Source organism: Zobellia barbeyronii (assembly GCF_018603515.1).
Lineage (GTDB): Bacteria > Bacteroidota > Bacteroidia > Flavobacteriales > Flavobacteriaceae > Zobellia > Zobellia barbeyronii.
Genome location: NZ_JACATN010000005.1, coordinates 69491 through 89504, shown reverse-complemented (window position 1 = coordinate 89504; position 20014 = coordinate 69491). Strand labels below are relative to the sequence as shown.

17 protein-coding genes are annotated in these 20014 nt (G+C 36.4%); 16 read left to right on the top strand and 1 reads right to left on the bottom strand.

Annotated elements, in window-relative coordinates:
- The first annotated feature begins 30 nt into the window (after positions 1-30).
- From HW347_RS16510 to HW347_RS16470, 9 genes are all read left to right on the top strand, one after another.
- A complete protein-coding gene (locus HW347_RS16510) occupies positions 31-822 on the top strand; it encodes an SDR family NAD(P)-dependent oxidoreductase (protein WP_214612860.1) in 792 nt (263 codons plus the stop codon).
- Between the two features lie 80 nt (positions 823-902).
- Positions 903-1496 (top strand): glutathione-regulated potassium-efflux system oxidoreductase KefF, encoded by a 594-nt coding sequence (gene kefF, locus HW347_RS16505; RefSeq protein WP_214612859.1) that lies wholly within the window; start codon positions 903-905, stop codon positions 1494-1496.
- Between the two features lie 2 nt (positions 1497-1498).
- The gene (locus HW347_RS16500) at positions 1499-3385 is read left to right on the top strand and encodes a monovalent cation:proton antiporter-2 (CPA2) family protein (RefSeq protein ID WP_214612858.1); all 1887 of its coding nucleotides are present in this window, start codon (positions 1499-1501) and stop codon (positions 3383-3385) included.
- Between the two features lie 146 nt (positions 3386-3531).
- Positions 3532-4257 (top strand): phosphatase PAP2 family protein, encoded by a 726-nt coding sequence (locus tag HW347_RS16495; protein ID WP_214612857.1) that lies wholly within the window; start codon positions 3532-3534, stop codon positions 4255-4257.
- Positions 4258-4420: 163 nt separating this feature from the next.
- Positions 4421-4783, top strand: coding sequence for a MarR family winged helix-turn-helix transcriptional regulator (locus HW347_RS16490; protein ID WP_214612856.1), 363 nt, complete (start codon positions 4421-4423; stop codon positions 4781-4783).
- Positions 4784-5731 carry an ornithine cyclodeaminase family protein gene (locus tag HW347_RS16485; protein ID WP_214612855.1) on the top strand — a complete coding sequence of 316 codons (948 nt, stop codon included), beginning with the start codon at positions 4784-4786 and terminating at the stop codon, positions 5729-5731.
- Positions 5732-5770: 39 nt separating this feature from the next.
- On the top strand, positions 5771-6325 hold the full coding sequence (locus tag HW347_RS16480; RefSeq protein WP_214612854.1) for a hypothetical protein: 555 nt from the start codon (positions 5771-5773) through the stop codon (positions 6323-6325).
- A complete protein-coding gene (locus HW347_RS16475) occupies positions 6322-7527 on the top strand; it encodes a dipeptidase (protein ID WP_214612853.1) in 1206 nt (401 codons plus the stop codon). The genes HW347_RS16480 and HW347_RS16475 overlap by 4 nt, the downstream gene beginning before the upstream one ends.
- Before the next feature lie 17 nt (positions 7528-7544).
- Complete coding sequence (locus HW347_RS16470; protein WP_214612852.1) at positions 7545-8864, top strand: amidohydrolase family protein; 1320 nt, start codon at positions 7545-7547, stop codon at positions 8862-8864.
- 124 nt (positions 8865-8988) lie between these two features.
- On the opposite strand, the gene HW347_RS16465 is transcribed toward HW347_RS16470, so the two are convergent.
- Entirely contained in the window at positions 8989-10380 is a 1392-nt protein-coding gene (locus tag HW347_RS16465; RefSeq protein ID WP_214612851.1) for a right-handed parallel beta-helix repeat-containing protein, read from the bottom strand.
- Positions 10381-10685: 305 nt separating this feature from the next.
- Between HW347_RS16465 and HW347_RS16460 the strand changes: the two genes are divergently transcribed.
- The 7 genes from HW347_RS16460 to HW347_RS16430 all read left to right on the top strand — a co-directional run bounded on the left by HW347_RS16460 (position 10686) and on the right by HW347_RS16430 (position 20000).
- Positions 10686-12185, top strand: coding sequence for a CotH kinase family protein (locus HW347_RS16460; RefSeq protein WP_214612850.1), 1500 nt, complete (start codon positions 10686-10688; stop codon positions 12183-12185).
- 271 nt (positions 12186-12456) lie between these two features.
- On the top strand, positions 12457-13788 hold the full coding sequence (locus HW347_RS16455; RefSeq protein ID WP_214612849.1) for a TolC family protein: 1332 nt from the start codon (positions 12457-12459) through the stop codon (positions 13786-13788).
- Between the two features lie 5 nt (positions 13789-13793).
- Positions 13794-15017: an efflux RND transporter periplasmic adaptor subunit gene (locus HW347_RS16450; protein WP_214612848.1), complete on the top strand. Its 1224-nt coding sequence runs from the start codon at positions 13794-13796 to the stop codon at positions 15015-15017.
- A 2-nt stretch (positions 15018-15019) separates the two neighbouring features.
- Positions 15020-15763 carry an ABC transporter ATP-binding protein gene (locus HW347_RS16445; protein WP_214612847.1) on the top strand — a complete coding sequence of 248 codons (744 nt, stop codon included), beginning with the start codon at positions 15020-15022 and terminating at the stop codon, positions 15761-15763.
- Positions 15764-15765: 2 nt separating this feature from the next.
- Positions 15766-16986, top strand: a complete 1221-nt coding sequence (locus HW347_RS16440) for an ABC transporter permease (protein WP_214612846.1) — start codon at positions 15766-15768, stop codon at positions 16984-16986.
- Between the two features lie 6 nt (positions 16987-16992).
- The gene (locus HW347_RS16435) at positions 16993-18030 is read left to right on the top strand and encodes a sensor histidine kinase (RefSeq protein WP_214612845.1); all 1038 of its coding nucleotides are present in this window, start codon (positions 16993-16995) and stop codon (positions 18028-18030) included.
- A gap of 170 nt (positions 18031-18200) precedes the next feature.
- The gene (locus HW347_RS16430) at positions 18201-20000 is read left to right on the top strand and encodes an ABC transporter ATP-binding protein (protein WP_214612844.1); all 1800 of its coding nucleotides are present in this window, start codon (positions 18201-18203) and stop codon (positions 19998-20000) included.
- The last annotated feature ends 14 nt before the right edge of the window (positions 20001-20014 follow it).

The window sequence follows — 20014 nt, the reverse complement described above, 5'->3', positions numbered from 1 at the left end:
CTCATATTTCATCAACATTAAAAAGCAAAAATGAAACATATATTAATTACAGGAAGTACTGACGGAATAGGAAAATTATTAGCACTTCGTTTGGCGAAAGAAGGTCATTTCGTTGGCGTTCATGGTAGAACTGAAGCTAAGTTAAATGCCACCGTAACAGAAATCAAAGCAGAATCAAAGAATGATAATGTGGTAGGTTTTTTAGCCGATTACTCAAACTTGTCAGACGTAAGAATGATGGCAAAAGAAGTCATCGAGAAAATGCCTAAAATTGATGTTTTGGTCAACAATGCAGGTATTTTTAAAGCTAAAATTGATACTGCTACGAATGGAGTAGATGTTCGTTTAGTAGTGAATTATTTAGCGCCGTATCAATTTACAAATGCGGTATTACCGCTATTGAAAAAAGCAGATGCACCTAGAATAGTAAATCTTAGTTCTGCAGCCCAATCTCCAGTTTCTTTAAATGCATTACAAGGCGGTATTAGCTTAGGAGCTAATGATGCTTATGCACAAAGCAAGCTAGCCTTAACGATGTGGAGTTTTTATTTAGCAAAACAAGAACCATCAATTTCTGTTGTAGCAGTAAATCCTGGTTCGCTTCTAGATACTAAAATGGCAAAAGAAGCGTACGGTCAACATTGGTCTCCAGCGGAGAAAGGTGTAGATATTTTGTACGATTTAGCTATGACGGATTCAGCTGAAACAGGTAAGTATTTTGATAATGATAAAGGCAATTATGCACAAGCACACCCAGATGCTTATGATAATGCTAAAATTGAAGAGTTGGTTGCATTGAGTAGCAATATCGTATTACGTTAGAATAAGTTATGAGTATATGTTTTTGATAAAAAGAAAATAAGATCGAATTTTTGCTGAGTACTTTCAACTAAATTCGCAATATGAAAAATATATTGGTTTTATTTTCTCACCCTAAGTTTGAAAAATCTAGGGCGAATGCCATTTTAGTTGATAAAATTAAAGATAAAAACGGGGTTACGTTTCATGACTTATATGAACGTTACCCCGATTTTAATATAGATGTAGATGCCGAAAAAGCGCTGATGAGTGCGCACGATATTATCATTTTTCATCATCCGTTTTATTGGTACAGTTGTCCACCTTTAATGAAACAGTGGATAGATATGGTGTTGGAGTTTGGTTGGGCCTACGGACCAAATGGAAGAGCTTTACAGGGCAAAAAATGCTTGAACGTTATCACCACAGGTGGTTCTAAAGCCATGTATTGCGAAAATGGAATTAACTGCTATTCCATAAACGATTTCTTACGTCCTTTTCAGCAAACTGCAAATCTGTGCGGCATGCAATATTTCCCTCCTTTTGCGGTAATGGGAACCCATAAAATAGAGGACCAACAATTACATGATTTTGCCAATCAATATGATAAATTGATTGATTTGCTGCACCAAGACATAGCCCTTCCTGAGGTAAGCGAGTTTTCTTTTTTTAATGACATTCCACAACTAAACAGATAGATATGACAGGTAGTATTCTTTTTGAAGCCATAGTCTTTTTATTAGGCGCTATTATTTGTGTTTCTATTGCCAAACGTTTAGGGCTGAGCTCTGTATTGGGGTATTTAATTGCGGGTGTGTTAATAGGGCCATACGTATTAGGTTTTATTGGTAAAGAAGGAGAAGATATTCTTCACTTTGCGGAATTTGGTGTGGTTATGATGTTGTTCTTAATTGGTCTAGAAATAGAGCCAAAGAACTTCTGGAAAATGCGGAAAACCATTTTAGGAATGGGAGGCATTCAAGTGGCAGGTACCATGTTACTTTCCTACTTTTTGTTCATACTGGTCGGTTTTGACTGGAAGGTAGCATTGACATTTTCAATGGCCGTAGCTTTGTCATCTACCGCAATAGCACTGCAAACTATAAAAGAAAAAGGATTGTTGAATACCACCTTTGGTGCATCTTCATTTTCCATATTGTTGTTTCAGGATATCATCGTTATTTTCATGCTTGGTGCTTTGCCGTTATTAGCTAACACAGATAAACCGGCTGTAGAAAATAGTGGTGAGCACGCTAATTTACTTCAGAACTTACCCTTAGGGCTGCAGACTTTAGCTATTTTGGTTTCCGTAGTAACTATAATTGTTGCGGGGCGTTATTTAATAGTGCCCTTATTACGAAAAGTAGCTAAAACCGGAGTTCGGGAACTACTAATAGCCGCAGCTTTACTTATAGTTTTTGGAATTTCATTTTTGATGGAACTAGTAGGCTTAAGCCCTGCTTTAGGGGCATTTTTAGGTGGTGTGGTATTATCTAATAGTGAGTTTAAACACGAGCTGGAAAGTACTCTGGAGCCATTTAAGAACCTATTGTTAGGCTTGTTTTTCATGGCCGTTGGTGCTTCTATAAACTTTATCGTTATAGCAAAAAGTCCCTTAATTGTTGGGGGTATTTTGGTTGCTGTTATTTTCTTAAAAGGTCTGGTTCTGTTTATTACAGGCTCCGCATTTAAGCTCAAATTAAATCAGAAATTATTATTGACCTGTAGTTTGGCTCAAATTGGGGAGTTTGCCTTTGTACTCTTGTCCTTTGCTTTTTCTCTAAATATAATTGAGCAGGACCAGATGGATATTATGTTAGTAGTTACCGCTTTAACCATGACCGTTACACCTGTTATTGGAATAATAAACGAACGGGTTTTATTACCACGTTTGGGAACAAAGGAATCTATAAAAAGACCTATGGATCATATTGCAAAATCGCAAAAAGTAATTCTAGTCGGTTTTGGTCATTTTGGTAGTACAATTGGTCGTTTTCTGCGAACTCACGGAGTGGAAGCCACAATTTTAGATCATGATGCAAACCGTGTAGATTTTCTTCGTAAGATGGGTTTTGAGGTGTATTATGGTGATGCAACAAGAACGGATTTATTGGAATCTGCAGGTATTGCAGAGGCTAATATTTTAATCTGCGCAATGGATAATCCTGAAGTCGTAAAGAAATTAGCCAAAACAGTAAAAAGTAAATACCCAAAGGTAAAACTAATGGTACGTGCCAAAAACAGATATGCTGCCTATGAGTTTTTAAATATGGATATAGACCATATTTATAGAGAATCTCTAGAAACATCTTTAAAATTAGCCAGTGAAGTTCTTAGTCAGATGGGTTTTAGAAGGTATACGTTACAGCGCCAAGTACAGAATTTCATAAAGTATGACGAGGACAGTTTAAGACGCTTGGCAAAAGAGAAGAAAATTGGTGATGAAAACTATATTTTTAAAGCTCGTAAAGAGTTGGAACAGCAAGAAAAGCTACTAGAGAGAGATTTTGAAAGAGGTGTTGTTGGTTTTGACAGTCATTGGGATGGCGAGCAGATTAGGGCTTTTTTAGAAGATGCTAAAGAGTAGTGTTTTTTTTCGTTAAAGATTTAGGGGCACAACATTTAAAATTCCATTTTTCAAAACATTTTGTAAATTGGGAAAGAATTCAAGCACTTGAACTCACACATACTTTAGTTTTCAGGTGATAATACAGTTCTTGACAACATCTGAATATGAGAAAAAACATTGCCCTTCTCCTAGTATTTTTCACTTTAGGAAACCTATGCGCTCAAACTGATAGTATAGAAGTGAAACCAAAAAAGAAGTTATTCAAGAAGACTATTTTACCTCTTTCTTTGATTACCACAGGAATACTACTATCGGATAGCGGGTTTGAATCATCCCTTCATGAAACAGCCCAAGGTTGGGTAGGCAACGATTTTCGAACTCATATTGATGATTACACAAGGTATGCACCTGTAGCAACTTTATTTATTGCTAATGTTATTGGGGTAAAGGCCAAAAATCATTGGTTTGACCAAACTAAAAATTTGGCGGTATCTATGATACTTACAGATGTTTTTACTAGAGCTATAAAAAACTCTGTCTATAAAGTTAGGCCAGATGGCTCTAATGACAATGCATTTCCTTCTGGGCACACATCCATTGCATTCGCATCTGGTTCTGCTGTTTTTGAGGAATATAAAGATACCAATCCCTACGTGGCATATAGCGGTTATGGCTTTGCAGCAGTTACAGGTGGTTTACGATTGTTCAACAACAAACACTATATCTCAGATATTTTGGTAGGTGCTGGTATAGGCATCTTGGTCACCAAACTGGTGTATCATTTTGATTATCTTTTCAAATGGAATCCCTTTATAAAATCAAAGAACATTGCACTAATCCCTCGCTATACAGATGGCGCTGTAGGTTTATATTTTTCTAAAACTTTTTAGAGTAATTGGGTCTGTTTTAGAAGAATCAATAGTCATAAAATTTCTATATTTTGAAAAATTAGTTGTATGTTGCAATTAATTTAAAGCGAATATTATTAAGGCCGAACAATACAATTCCTCATCGCGACTCATAAGTGCTACAGAGCGTGTCTTAACGGCGCATTTGCAACTGGCATTTCAAGAAAATGGTATAGATATCACTATTGAACAATGGCGTATTTTATTTTATTTATGGAGAGAGGATGGCATTAATCAACAAGAATTAGCTAAACGTGCTAAGAAAGAAAAGAGCACGATGACCAGGCAAATAGATACTTTAGAGAAGAAAGGTTTACTCATAAGACGTTGCTTGGACGAAGACAAAAGAAACAAACAAATATTTTTGACAAAACAGGGGCAAGCGCTTGAAAAGGAAGCTTTACAAGTGGCTAATGGAATAACACAAAAATCAGAAACTGATATAAAATCAGCTGACTTAGCCATATTCAAAACTGTTTTGCAAAAGATTATAGAGAATTTAGAATAGATGTTTTTAGATAATGACCAAATAGAATCCTTGTTACCCATGTCTGAATGTATTCAGGTAATGAAGGAATTATTTTTACTTGATGCCGAAAAGGATATTGTAAACCCGCTTCGTGCTACCATGCCTTTGCAAAATGCCACAAAGGGAATTATGGGAATGATGCCAGCTTATATTAGGCCTTATGAAGTAATGGGAATTAAGATTTTGAGTATTTTTCCTGATAACTACAAACAAGGGCTTAGCTCACACCAAGGTATTATTCATCTGTATGAAACTGTTACCGGGCAATTGATGACCAGCTTAGATGCCGATGGTATAACGGGAATAAGAACTGCTGCAGTAAGCGGACTGGTTACTAGTCTTTTGGCAATTCCCGAAGCTAAGAATTTATGTATCCTTGGTAGCGGTGTACAGGCTAGAAAACATATTGAAGCCATGTTAGAGGTTAGGGATATTAAAACAGTTACCCTCTGGAGTTTAAATAGGAGTAGTGCCGAACGACTGGCCACAGATATGGAGAAGTTTGAAGGTATTGAGTTCATAGTCTGCGATACTATAGAAGCGGCTGCGAAGGATGCAGATATTATCTGTACCGTTACAGCGGCTACAGAACCCATATTAGATAATGAGTATCTAAAAAGTCATGTTCATATTAACGCTGTAGGAGCTTGTACGGCTAGCACAAGAGAATTAGCGTCGGCTATTATTAATAGTTCAGATGTATATGTTGATAACAGGTTGTCAGCAGCTAATGAGGCGGGGGAATTATTGATTCCTGCTAAAGAAAATGGTCATGATGCCTTAGATTTTATTAAAGCGGATATTTCAGAAATGTTGAAGGATTCAAGCTTATATGATGCATCAAAAAAGACGGTGTTTAAGTCTTTAGGTGTGGCTTGCGAAGATATTGCAGCCGGACTTTATTGTTATACCAAATCAAAGACGTAACAGTCTTTTTATAAATAGTTGCATTTAACAACTAATAATATGATTGAAAGCTATCTAAATTTTGTAAAAGAATATCCACTTCTGTCCAGTGCAGTACAAATTGGTATTCTGGGTACTATAGGAGAACTTATTGCAGTCCGTATACGGTTGAAAAGATGGTATTTTTTTGGTCCAGGTCCTGTTAAGCTATTTTTGAAAATGCTGGTGTGGGCCTTTCTTGGTATCACTTTTAAATATGCCTTTACAGGTTTCTTTGCTTATATAGATGCTATAATTGCTAAAGGCTGGTGGTTTAATGTGGCAAAGGGCAGTTTCTTTTATGCGCTATCGGTTTCCTTTTTTTCCAACATTATTTATGGTCCTGTATTCGTGACCTTTCACAGGTTTACGGATAATAAAATAGAAGGCAAGGAAATGGATTGGAATAGCCTTACCAAAGCATGGTGGTCCCTTGTTTGGTTTTGGATTCCGGCCATGACAACCGTATTCATCCTACCCAAACATTTACAAATAGGTTTACTGTCCTTATGGAATATTGCCTTAGGTATCATGCTGGGCTACTTTGCTGTACAATCTCAAAAGAATAAGGAATGACATCAAAACGAAGAAGTTTTATAAAAAAATTGGGGGCTACAGTAGCCGGTATATCGGTTATGCCGCTCAGTGCTAATCATGAACCCGATGTACAGAAAAGCAAGAATACGCTAAAGGAAAAAAAAGAGCTAAGGAAGTATTCCGCCAAGGCCAAACAATTGATTAATGAAACGGCTTGTATAGATATGCTTAGCACGTTTGGAGATGATTATCATAGAAGAGACGGCAAATCGCTTACAGAGTTTTGGGAGACGGTTCCAGGATCATTTACTAAAGAAGATTATGAGTTTGTACGAGACGCTGGAATGAACGTTTTTGGTTGGGGAAATATGATTCCTGCTTATGACGACATGCTTAAGTTTATGGCCGTTCAAAATGGAATAATCGCTTCAAATCCTCAGTATTTTGAGCGTATTGATAGTAAGTCTAAACTTGAAAATTTATCGTCTTCAAAGAAGATAGGCATGCTAATGACCAATCAGGAAAGCAGTCATTTTAGAACAGTAGATGATGTGAATCTATTTTATAGTTTAGGACAACGCGTATCCCAATTAACTTATAACGGTAAAAACAGATTGGGTTGTGGCGCTTTTGAAGATGTGGACAGTGGTATTACCGAATTTGGGAAACAAATAGTTCGTAGAATGAATGAAGTGGGTATGGGTGTTGATGTATCGCATTGTGGTGATATGACCACTCTTGGTGGCATTGAAGCTTGCGAAGGTGTACCCGCACTTATTACCCATGGTGGTTGCCGTACCATAGCCAAAGGGTTGGCGAGGTCAAAAACGGATGAAGCCATAAAAGCAATGGCAAAAACTGGTGGCGTTATCGGGATTCCTATTTTACGATTTATGGTAAGTGAAAAAGAACCTGTTTATATAGAAAATTTCTTGAACCATATAGATTACGTTGCACAGTTGGTAGGTATTGACCATGTAGGGATAGGTAGTGACCAAGGACTATACACTGAAGATTATGCCGATTTACAGTTACGAAAAGACACTTTAGAAAATGCACCGGCAAAATACCAATGCCATACCAATGAGGAGTATTTGTTGACCATAGAAAAACTGAATCACCCATTCAGGGTATACGACATTGCCGAAGGTTTAATCAAAAAAGGCTACAAGGACGAACACATAAAAATGGTGCTGGGAGATAATTTCAAACGTGCACTCAGTAAAATATTTAAACAGTAAACTTAACCTCTCTTAAAATGAAAAAAATCACTTTATTATTTGCTGCACTTCTATTATACACGACCGCCCAGTCACAAGAAGCAGATAAAGCTAGTCCTACCTATGTCGTTTTAAAAAATGCAACTATAATTGATGCGGTTTCTGATACGGGAAAAACGGGAAGTCTGCTGATAAAGGATGATAGAATAGAAACAGTTTCTTATGACGGCGCTACAACATCTCCAGAAGGGGCTATTGTTTATGATTTGAAAGGAAAGTATATCATTCCCGGTTTAATTGATGCGCATGTTCATATTACTCATGGTACGTTAAAAGAGGCCCAGAATCAGCTAAACACAGCTTTAAAATCTGGGGTAACCGGTGTGCGTGACATGGGAGGTGATGGCAGGATGCTCACATTGTTGAAGAAGAATATGAAAATAGGAGAAGACATTGGATCTGATGTTTTCTTTTCGACCATAATTGCAGGACCTGAATTTTTTGCGAGTGACCCACGCCCACAAGAAGTTGCCAAAGGTGCAAAAGCGGGTGAAGTTTCTTGGCAAAAAGCCATTACCGACACTACGGATTTGAGACAAGCCGTAGCAGAAGCCAAAGGTTTAGGGGCGACCGCGATTAAGGTATATCTAAACGTTGATAAAAACTTATTTAAAAAAGTTGCAACAGAAGCCAAGAGACAAAACTTAAAGGTCTGGGCACATGGGGTAGTGCCTCCCACAAAACCATTGGATATTACAAACGGAGGTGCAGACGTTATGTCTCATGCCGGTTCGCTTTTGCAATACCAAATGGCGAAAGGGGAAATAAAGGGAAGACATGATTTTGAGTCTAGAGAAAAAGCTGCTGAATGGAAAGCTAAACTAGACGCCATAAAATGGGATAAAAATACGCCAGAAGTAATTCAGCTTTTTGATGCGATGAAAAATAACAACAGCATTTTAGACGCTACGCTGTTCGTGTATTACTATTTCAAAGAAGATATTAAAAATATGTCGGATGAAGCCTTGGGTCAAGTTGATGCTTTTAGAGCGGTTACCATTGCTTACGAGCAAGGAGTCAAAATAGGAGCAGGGTCTGATCATATGATTTCCGAAGACGGCACTATAAATCTCCATACAGAAATTAAACTTTTAACTGCAGCAGGCTTATCTAATATAGATGCAATAAGAGCAGCAACTATTGTTAACGCAGAAGGCTTAGGCCAAGAGAAGAACATTGGAACTATAGAAAAAGGTAAAATAGCAAACTTGGTAATTCTAAATACGGACCCCTTAGAAAATATCAGTAACACCCAAGACATTAAATATGTTTTTAAGAGAGGTGTGGTAGTACAGTAGTTTTTAGTAAGAAAATAGGTTAGGAGCAGTATCTTTTATAAAGAATACCTCTTCATAAACAACCTACTTAGTAGTCCCCAAGAGAAGGTAGAACTATATGTTCTGACCTTCTCTTTTTTATTTGCTACCAACCATCCAGCACACATTGCATGGTATACGGTTCTATTTCTGTTAACGGTAGGTCTTGGAGTTCATCACCTAAATAATTTCCTGTAGCGGTACCTGTTGCATCTTTAAAACGGTAAGACCAGCAGTACCTTAGGTTAGTAAACTCTTCAGAATAAGTTACTAGATTGTCTATCATTGTTACGTTTTCAAAATCTGAAAAAGCCATAAAGTAACCGTAGAACTTATTACGGCGTACATCTGCATCAGAACTTTTGTACATGTACATTCCGCAATTATTACAAACATTATCGTGTACATAGGTGGCACGGTTATGTCCTTTGTCACCTCCTCCAGAATACTGAATATAACCCAACCGGCCATTTACGGAACCGGTATCCATAGTAATCGTATTTCTGGCAATAACATTATGTGTTTTATGCCAAGAGACTAAAGGTCCATCTATATACGTGTTGCCTTCTCCTTGTTCCAGAATATTATCTAAAATGTAAACATTCTTTCCACTGGTGTTTACAATGTCTCCGCCTATGTTATGGTGAAAATAATTGTTCTGAATCAGGATATCTTCATCTACACGCCCAGCACCTTCAATATCAATTCCGAATTGCGGACTCGTACCGTTTATATGGTGAATTTCATTGTCAGTAATTGTTATGCGTGTGCCACCCACAATAGAAATTCCTTGTCTTCTGTTGTTGTAAATGTCATTATTGGTAAACGTAACATCCGTAGCTTCTAAGACCAAAGAACCATCGCCTGTTGTGTTTCTGATAATCATATTATCTATAAGAACCACATTACTATCGTTCCAAACACAAATACCATGACCTTCATCGTGAGATGTATTTCCATCACTTTCACGGGGCGTAAAAACATGGGTTTCTCTATCACCCTGTATAATACCGTCTCTAATAATTATATTATCGCCGTCTAAACTAATTACACAGTAATTCCATTTATCATTAGTATCTATTTCTAAAATGGCTCCTTCACTAAAAATAAACTCGGTATTGTCATGCACCTCTATTCCGCCTTGGTAAATTTCATTTACATCTTCACCCACTAAATAATTCCCTTCTGGAAGTATCACTTGACTATATGCTTCATCATGGGCCCAATCAATCGCAGCCTGTAAATTAGCGGTGGTTTTAATGACATCGGTGCCGTCATTAGGAATATCCCATTGTTCTAAATCTATAGTATACTCTTGGCCGCCTGGTATGCTAGGGGCTTGTGCTTTAAATTCCATCTTTGGCAACCCCTGTCCATCTAAATTTTCTTGGTCAGCTTCAAAAGTATCTTCACCTGAATTTAAATTCAAAACATCCTTTTTACAAGACGTCATAGAGATCATAACTGCAACTAGTAGGTAGAACGATATGTTTTTCATTTGAAACGATTTAAGTTTTGGGTATAAAATCAAACTCAATTTTAAATCGAATAGTATATGTCATTAGACTTTTTCGATGGACTGCACATACCCAGTAAAAGACAGAGGTTGACTATGATTGCTTGGTGTTTAAATCGAAGGAGTAATTAGTGTTATTTATAGCATACTGCGATAATCAAAAATGGTTAACAGATTGTATTTGAACATTCACTGAAAACAATCAGTCGTTCACAGATTCTGAAAAATCGACATTGTTTTAATAGGCATCTTTGGATTCAATATAATAACCTAAAAATAGATTCATAATGAAAAAAGTAAGCCTATTGCTCTTATTGGCAATGCACTTCACATTTTTAACTTCTTGCTCAGATGATGATGTAGCTGATGCTGTTGTGGACGATGTAGAAACCACGGAAGAGGTAGTTGAAGAAACCGATGACGATGATGCGGACTATGTAGAGACATATGCTGATAGCGATTTTGACGCAACAGATTGGACAGACTTAACCCATACCAAATCTGCTGATCCTAATTTTGATGTAGTTTTTGAGGACAATACGGTAAAACGTCTTGATCTTGTAATTACAGAAGACAGATGGCAGAGTATGTTAGATGATATGACATCATTATACGGTGAATTTGGCGGTACTGGAGCAGGTGCAGGACCTGGAGCAGGTGGTCCTCCAGCTGGTGGCCAAGGTGGCGGTGGACTTGTAGAAATTGATGAAGATCCAATTTTTGTTCCAGGTGAAGTTTTCTTTGAAGACAAAGAATGGTATCGTGTAGGTTTACGTTTCAAAGGGAATTCTAGCTTACAGTCTAGTTGGTCTGCTGGTATCTTGAAATTATCCTTTAAACTAGATTTTGATGAATTTGAAGATGAATATCCACAAATTGACAATCAGCGTTTTTATGGTTTCAAAAAACTAAGTCTTAAAAACAACTATAATGACAAGTCTATGCTACGTGAAAAAGTGGCTACAGATTTGTTCAGAGAAGCAGGTTTGGCTAGTTCTCATGCTTCAATTTATGAGGTTTATGTAGACCATGGTGATGGGCCTGAGTATTTTGGTGTATATACTTTGATTGAAGAAGTAGATGATACGGTAATTGACACCCAATTCTCTGATAATGATGGTAATTTGTATAAGCCTGATGGTGATGGTGCTAGCTTCGCAGATGGTTCTTTTTCTGAAGATGTATTCGTTAAGAAAACTAATGAGGACGAAGCTGATTATTCTGATATAGAAAGTCTTTTTGCTGCTTTACATGCAGATAATCGTACAACTGATCCTGAAGCTTGGCGTGCCAATTTAGAAACTGTATTTGATACGGAAACATTCTTGAACTATTTAGCAGTGAACACGGTTATCCAAAACTGGGATACGTATGGTAGAATGACACACAACTATTTTCTTTACAACAATCCAGATACAGAAACATTGTCATGGATACCTTGGGATAATAACGAAGCCTTACAACGTGGTAATCAAGAAGGGTCTCTAGCTTTAGATTTCTCAGACTTAAATGATACAGAGTGGCCTCTCATAGGATACTTGTATGAAGATGCAACCTACAAAGCAAAATATGATAGCTATGTGCAGGAATTTGCGAATAACGTTTTTACAGTGAGCGGAATGCAAGCTGAATATGCTGCTTATTCTTCATTGGTAGAGCCTTATGCAACAGCAGAAGTTGAGGGTTATACATTCTTGAATTCTAGCGCAGACTTCCAGGCAGCTATAAGCGAGTTGAACAGTCATGTATCTGAAAGAGCAGCGGCAGTTAGTAATTATTTGAATTAGTGAGTTTTTATGTAGCGTGATGATGTAGGAGTTAAATTGGAGAAAAAATCCGGTTGCCATTGGTAACCGGATTTTTTATGTTTTAAATTTTAGAATCTAAGAAGCAATGGTAATGAACAATTATCTGTTAAACCAAAAACGTTACTAATCGTAAAAATCCCGTCGATAGAATAGGGGTGTTTGTATAGTCAATCGGGGTAGACTTCTATTGCTCTTTAATAGGTGGTAGTAATGTTTCACTTTTGAAGTGTAAAATAAAAACACCTATCAAATGAAATTATATATAATCCTAGCAAGCTTTTTAATTGCTCAGATTTCTTTCGGGCAAGAGTCCGATGCTAACTCGGCATCAAAAGTATGGTCTTTGGAAGACTGTATTACCTACGCTATAGAAAATAATATTACTGTAAAGGATGCCACTTTAAACAAGAATAGTTCTGAAGTGGATTATAGCAAAGCTAAATCTGCTCGATTACCAGATTTGTTTGGTAGTGCTTCTCAAGGTTTTTCCAGCGGTAATACCATTGACCCTATTACAGGCGATTATGTATCCGATCAGATTCATAATACCAATTTGGGTATCAATAGCTCCATGACGCTATTTAAAGGGAATCAGTTGAGTAATCAAATTAAGCAGAATAAATTACTTCTGGAACAAAGCACTTTATTAGAAGAAGAAGCTAAGAACAGCATTGTCATCAGCATTTTAGAAACTTATTTACAGACCCTTTATAGTAAAGAAGGGATTGCTATTGCAGAAAATAATCTGACTGCATCGGAACAAGAAGTTTTACGTGCAAAATCTAGATTAGATGCTGGCTCAATTGCCCTGAGTGATTATACGGAGGCACAGAGTCAAGCAGCTACTAACAAATTCAATGTAATTACTGCTAAAAATGAGTACGCTCTAAACATCATCACCTTAAAACAACTATTGGAATTATCGCCTTTAGAAAATTTAGAAATAGAGACTATTGATGATAATATGGATTTGGTAAATCTGGAACTAAACAAGGAGGCCATTTATACCAATGCCTTGGAATATCTGCCAGAGGTAGAGGCAAGCAATACCAACATAGCTGTTAATGAAAAGGATCTGAATATTGCAAAAGGGGGCTACCTACCTACATTATCATTAATTGGTAGTCTTGGTTCAGGTTACACCAGTATAAACGATAACACCTTTGGAGACCAGTTGGATGTCAACTTTAATCAAAAACTAGGCCTAAGCTTAAGCATTCCTATTTTCAATAGAAACCAAACAAAAGCAGCGGTACAGACGGCAACTATAAATATTGAAAAAGCGAACATACAAAAGCAAAGTGTAGAAAAGGAAGTGATTAAAAAGGTAGAAACCGCCTATCAAAACGCACTATCATCTCAAGAGCAAATTTTGGCAGCCCAAGCATCGCAAGATGCTGCAGAGCAATCTTATAATCTAGCACAGAAAAAATACGAATTGGGTGCTTTAAGCACAACGGATTTGGTGATTAGCCAGAACACGTATACCAATGCCCAACAGAACTATTTACAAGCTAAATACTTAAACATTTTATATCATCAACTATTACAATTCTATCAAGGAAACGAAATTAAACTTTAGTCAAAATGAAAAATAAAAGAAACATAATAATCGGTGGTATAGCCATAGTTATACTCGCCATTGTAGCATACAGTTTTATAAACGGAGGTGACGAAGTTATAATTGAAGCTAAAACTATTGCTGCAAAGAAAGGAGATGTAACCACCATGGTTACGGCTACGGGTACTATTGAACCTATTACCCAAGTAGAGGTAGGTACGCAGGTTTCCGGGGTTGTGGAAAAAATTTATGTGGACTATAATAGTACGGTTACCGAAGGGCAATTGATAGCGGAGTTGGACAAGACCAATCTTAAGGCATCCAAAACTCAGGCCCAAGCGGCATATGACAATGCGGTTAGTCAAAGGGATTATATGAAAATTATATACGACAGGCAGAAAACGCTATTTGATAACCAGGTAATTAGTAAGTCAGATTTTGACGATGCATCATTTAACTATCAAACAGCAAAAGGTACGGTAACACAGCGTTTCTCAGATTTACAAGAAGCCAAAACCAATTTGGGGTATGCCAATATTTATTCACCAATAGACGGTGTTGTGCTTTCTAGGGATATTGATGAAGGACAGACGGTTGCGGCTAGTTATAGCACACCGACTCTGTTTACGATTGCTCAGGATTTAAAAGAAATGCAGGTTGAAGCAGATGTAGATGAGGCGGATATAGGGGTTGTAAAAGAAGGGCAACGCGTAAGTTTTACGGTAGATGCGTATCAAGGCAAAGTGTTTGAAGGAATTGTTACACAGGTAAGATTAGACCCAACGGTAACTTCAAATGTAGTAACCTATACAGTTGTAATTAAGGCAGATAACCCTGACTTGCAACTGAAGCCAGGTCTTACGGCAACGATTTCGATTTACACCCTCGAACTAAAAGATGTGTTATCAGTAGAAGCAAAAGCTATCAATTTTAAGCCTACACAACCAGAAATGATGGCATATAACGAGCAGGAGAAGTTAACGCTAGAGCGTCCCAATAATGGACCAAGAACAGCTGATAAAGAAGAAGTTACTAAAGTTTGGGTTTTAGAATCTAATGGAGCTATTACTCCAAAAGAAGTGAAACTAGGTGCAAGTGATGGAGTAAACGTTCAAATTTTAAGTGGTATTAATGAAGGTGACAAATTGGTATATAGTTTAAAATCTGAAACTACCCAGTCTAGTGTTGCAGCAGGCGGCACAGAAGAGAGTCCATTTATGCCACAACGCCCAGGAGGTAAAAAGAAATAACCATGAGTAAAGAAATCATAAAAATAGAAGATTTAAAACGTGAGTTTACCATGGGAACCGAAACGGTTCACGCGCTAAGAGGTATTTCGTTTTCTATAAAAGAAGGGGAGTTTGTAACTATTATGGGATCTAGTGGTTCTGGTAAAAGTACCATGCTTAATATATTGGGCTGCCTAGATCAACCTACATCTGGTACTTATGAGATTGATGGTGTAAGCATGAAAGATTTAAGTAGAAATGAATTGGCTACCATCAGAAATGAGAAAATAGGATTTATTTTTCAATCATATAATTTGCTAGCTAGAACATCCGCAATAGAAAATGTAGAGCTACCATTGTTATATAACAGCAAGGTATCTACAGAGGAGCGAAGAGAACGTGCTATTAAAGCCTTAGAAATGGTAGGGTTGGGAGATAGATTACATCATACGCCATCTCAGCTTTCCGGTGGTCAGCAACAACGTGTGGCCATTGCAAGGTCTTTGGTGAACAATCCGGTTATGATACTTGCGGATGAGGCAACGGGAAACTTGGATACTCGTACGTCTTATGAAATTATGTCTCTATTTCAGGAATTGAACAAACAGGGTATTACCATCACTTTTGTGACGCACGAACCAGATATTGCTACGTTCAGCAATAGAACAATTGTGCTTAAAGATGGAAATATCATTCAAGATTATAAGAATGAAAATATTCAATCTGCAGCAGAAGAATTAGCAAAATTACCTAAACAAGACGATTAATTATGAGACTATTAAATCTATTTAAAATCGCTTTCAAAGCTATAATTCTTAACAAAACAAGAACTTTGTTGACCATGTTAGGGATTATCATTGGCGTAGCTTCGGTAATTGCCATGTTGGCTATAGGTGAAGGTTCCAAAGAGAGTATTAGAAGTACCATTTCAAGTATGGGCTCTAATATGATTACTATACGTCCTGGGGCAGATGATAGAGGTCCTGCAAGGGGTAGTGGGGGTGATGTGCAAACTCTAACGCTTGCTAACTATGAAACGATAAAAAATCAATCTACACTTCTAAGTTATATAACACCTATTGTAAATGGCGGCGGACAAGTAATAAACGGTGCCAATAACTGGCCAAGTACCATTTATGGTGTTAACCCAGAATATTTGGAGATTAAAGTTGTGGGGCTTCAAAGCGGGAGTATGTTTACCGATGCCGAAGTAAAATCCGCTTCTAAAGTTGTTGTTCTTGGACAAACTGTTGTAGAGAATGTATTTCCTGATGGTCAAGACCCTGTAGGTCAAATGATTCGCTTTGATAATATTCCGTTTAAAGTAATAGGAGTTTTAGAAGAAAAAGGAGAAAACACATTTGGGCAAGATCAAGACGATGTGGTTATTGCTCCTTATACCACGGTACAAAAACGGATTTTGGCTATTGATTATTTAAATCAAATCATGGCTTCTGCTATTAGTGAAGATGATGCAGCCGATGCTGTTATAGAAGTGACGGATATTCTACGCGCAGAACATAAATTAATGGATACCGAAGATGATGATTTTACAGTTCGGTCTATGGAAGAGTTAATTTCTACCTTTAGTTCTACCAGCGATATGCTTACTATTCTTTTAGTTGCAGTTTCAAGTATTTCATTATTGATAGGCGGTATAGGTATTATGAATATCATGTACGTATCGGTAAAAGAACGAACAAAAGAAATAGGACTTCGTATGGCAGTAGGCGGCAAAGGCTCAGATATTTTAATGCAATTTCTTATTGAAGCAATATTAATTAGTATTACCGGTGGACTCCTTGGGGTATTCATAGGACTAAGTGCTACCGTTTTTATTGAAAAGTTCTTACATTGGCCTACGAGTGTAACGTTGTATTCAATATTAATATCATTTGCGGTCTGTGCGGTAACAGGTATTTTCTTTGGCTGGTATCCTGCAAGAAAAGCGTCATCTCTAGATCCTATCACAGCTTTACGTTATGAATAAGTAATTATGTACAAGAATAAAAAAATAATAATTATACAGCACCTTCTTATTTGGTTGGTGCTGTTCAGCATTCCGTTTGTTTTAACGTACGGTCAAGATTTGGATAGCAATAGGTTAATTGCGCATTTCTTGATACCAATGCTATTCTATGCAATCATATTTTATCTGAATTTTCTCATACTAATTGATAAATTCCTTTTCTCGAATAAAACGGTGGTATTTATTCTTATCAATTTAGTGATTATCGGTTTTTTCATTTTGATGAAAGAATTTATTGAGGATAATTATTTTGCAGAACTCATAAAGAAACGTCCGCCGGAGGATAATAGGGAAGGACCTCGATTTAAATTGTTCTTATATGTACAAATGTTATCCTATGCTGCTCCTTTACTTTTCTCAATAGCCATTAAGACCACTAAAAGATGGGTTAAAACTGAAGCAGAGAAAAAGGAAGCCGATAATTTTAAATTACAAACGGAATTGCAGCATTTACGTTACCAGCTGCAGCCGCATTTCTTTTTTAATTCGTTGAATAATATCTATTCTCTTGTGGATATTTCCCCAGAAAAGGCAAAATCTACAATTCATAGTTTAGGGAAACTTATGAGGTACCTATTGTATGAAACTAATACGGAGTTTGTACCACTTTCTAAGGAAATAGAATTCATGCGGAAGTATATAGATTTAATGAAGCTGCGCTTGACGGATAAAACAGAAATTGAGTCTAGTTTTCCTGTTAGTCAAAATGGAATTCAAATTGCACCTCTATTATTTATATCACTGATTGAAAATGCTTTTAAACATGGGGTTTCTGCCAACAAAAATAGCATCATTTCTATTGATATGACCATTAAGGGGAACATAGTGGATTTCACAATTGAAAATCATAATTTTCCTAAACAGGATAATGATAAAAGTGGTTCTGGAATTGGTTTGGCTAATCTAGAAAAGCGCCTGCAGTTATTATATCCAAATAAACACACTTTTGAAAAGGAACTCAAAGCTGGTGTCTATAGAGTTAATTTAAAAATAGAAACTAACTAAGCATCATAGGGCTCATATTTTTTTGAATAGTATTGAAAGTGATAAACCAAATACTCTAATTCAATTATAACTATGTTGTGGAATAATATTTCTTAGTGTTATTAAATAAGTGCAATATCGTTACTCAAGTTATCTTATTTCATAAACACAATTCGTTCAAACTTTAATATATGAAAGATGCCTCTAAGCAAACGCTTGTAGCGCTTTTTAAAAAACTTTGGGATTACGTAAAACCCTATAAAAAATTGGTGATTGCGTCTTTAATCCTAACCATAATTGGCGCATTATTGGCGCAGGTTAACGCATTAGTGTTACGCTACACCGTTGATGAATTAACAACCTTAAGTGACGCTAATAAAACCGTAAAAGAAGGGTTTTCGCTATTAGCCATAATTAGCATTATTCTGCTTTTAAAAGAAGGTTTTTATGCACTAGTACAATTTGGTCAAAAGTTCTATGGAGAAAAAATGAAAATTTATATTTCAAAAGACTTTGCGCAAAACATTGTAGAACGCATATTGACTTACAAAATGGCTTTTTACAGTTCTCCAACTAATGAAAGTGGCAAATTACAAACTAGAATAGATTTAGGCGTTACAAGCCTTACGCAGTTGATAAAAAACTTTTTTATTGACATATTACCTTTATTCTTTAATGCTTTTGTCGCTTTAATTATCATGTTTAACGCCAACGTATATGTAGGGTTAGTGAGTCTTTCAATTATTCCACTTTTCTTCTACATAAGCAGTCTACAAGCTAAAAAACTGAAAGGTTTTAGACGTACCATGAGGAAATATAGAGAAACAAAAAATAATGGCATTATCGGGTTAATAAATTCTATTACTGTTATAAAATCTTTTACAAGAGAAAATTTTGAAAGTAAAAAGCACGAAGCCATTCAGTTAGACATGACTGAAAATCTATTACAAACAAGAAAATTAAGTTTCTTATTTGACGCACTAAAAAAATTCACAGAACAATTTGGAGCCGTTATCATTATCATATTAACCGCTTATTTTGTTTTAAATGGTAGCATGACTATTGGTGCTATAATGTTTCATATTTTACTATTTAACAATGTATCGGCACCTATACAACAATTACATCGCATATATGATGAAGTACAGGATGCTATAATATATTCGGATGCATTTTTTGAAATTATGGATGCCGATGAAGAAACGGAATTAAGTGGCACTTATATTCCTGAAAAATTCACCGGTACTTTTGAAATTATAAATGTAGATTTTGCATATCCTAATGGAACTAAAGCCCTTTATGATGTTTCCATGGTTATTAAACCCAATGCAATAAATGCTCTAGTTGGTTTAAGCGGTGCAGGAAAAAGCACAGTGATTAATTTGTTAGATAAATTCTATGCACCAACCTCGGGCGAAATACTTTTAGATGGTGTTGATTTGCAAGAGTATGATACACATTGGTTAAGAGATAACATCGGGTTGGTATTACAAAAGAACCATATATTTAATGGTAGTATTAAAGAAAACATCCTTTACGGAAAAGAAAATGCTACAGATGAAGAAGTTGTAGCGGCAGCAAAACAAGCCTATATCCATGAGCAAATAATTCAATTGCCAGAGGGCTATAATTCAAAAGCAACATTACTATCTGGTGGGCAACAACAGCGGGTTTCTATAGCACGATTATTTTTGAAAAATCCTCCTATTATTTTTCTTGATGAACCCACGGCGAGTTTGGATGCCATAGCAACTGAAGAAATCAAGAAAAGTTTAGACGCCATAAAAAAAGGGCGAACAGTAATCGTTATTTCCCACAGTATTTCTCAAATAATTGACGCTGAAAATGTCATTGTTTTAGAAAAAGGAAAAGTAATAGAACAAGGTACTCATGAGGCATTGTATAACAATGAGAGTGCCTATTATAAAATTTTTAATGCAATGGCAAATAGCTTAAATATTGATAAAATTAAAAACACTTTAAAAGAATAAATTTCTGATTTTTT

Coding starts and splice junctions, on each gene's coding strand:
- HW347_RS16475 (WP_214612853.1), top strand. CDS start 6,322: ATGACATCAAAACGAAGAAGTTTTATAAAAAAATTGGGGGCTACAGTA.
- HW347_RS16450 (WP_214612848.1), top strand. CDS start 13,794: ATGAAAAATAAAAGAAACATAATAATCGGTGGTATAGCCATAGTTATA.
- HW347_RS16435 (WP_214612845.1), top strand. CDS start 16,993: ATGTACAAGAATAAAAAAATAATAATTATACAGCACCTTCTTATTTGG.
- HW347_RS16465 (WP_214612851.1), bottom strand. CDS start 10,380: ATGAAAAACATATCGTTCTACCTACTAGTTGCAGTTATGATCTCTATG.
- HW347_RS16460 (WP_214612850.1), top strand. CDS start 10,686: ATGAAAAAAGTAAGCCTATTGCTCTTATTGGCAATGCACTTCACATTT.
- HW347_RS16485 (WP_214612855.1), top strand. CDS start 4,784: ATGTTTTTAGATAATGACCAAATAGAATCCTTGTTACCCATGTCTGAA.
- HW347_RS16440 (WP_214612846.1), top strand. CDS start 15,766: ATGAGACTATTAAATCTATTTAAAATCGCTTTCAAAGCTATAATTCTT.
- HW347_RS16445 (WP_214612847.1), top strand. CDS start 15,020: ATGAGTAAAGAAATCATAAAAATAGAAGATTTAAAACGTGAGTTTACC.
- HW347_RS16470 (WP_214612852.1), top strand. CDS start 7,545: ATGAAAAAAATCACTTTATTATTTGCTGCACTTCTATTATACACGACC.
- HW347_RS16480 (WP_214612854.1), top strand. CDS start 5,771: ATGATTGAAAGCTATCTAAATTTTGTAAAAGAATATCCACTTCTGTCC.
- kefF (WP_214612859.1), top strand. CDS start 903: ATGAAAAATATATTGGTTTTATTTTCTCACCCTAAGTTTGAAAAATCT.
- HW347_RS16495 (WP_214612857.1), top strand. CDS start 3,532: ATGAGAAAAAACATTGCCCTTCTCCTAGTATTTTTCACTTTAGGAAAC.
- HW347_RS16500 (WP_214612858.1), top strand. CDS start 1,499: ATGACAGGTAGTATTCTTTTTGAAGCCATAGTCTTTTTATTAGGCGCT.
- HW347_RS16455 (WP_214612849.1), top strand. CDS start 12,457: ATGAAATTATATATAATCCTAGCAAGCTTTTTAATTGCTCAGATTTCT.
- HW347_RS16510 (WP_214612860.1), top strand. CDS start 31: ATGAAACATATATTAATTACAGGAAGTACTGACGGAATAGGAAAATTA.
- HW347_RS16430 (WP_214612844.1), top strand. CDS start 18,201: ATGAAAGATGCCTCTAAGCAAACGCTTGTAGCGCTTTTTAAAAAACTT.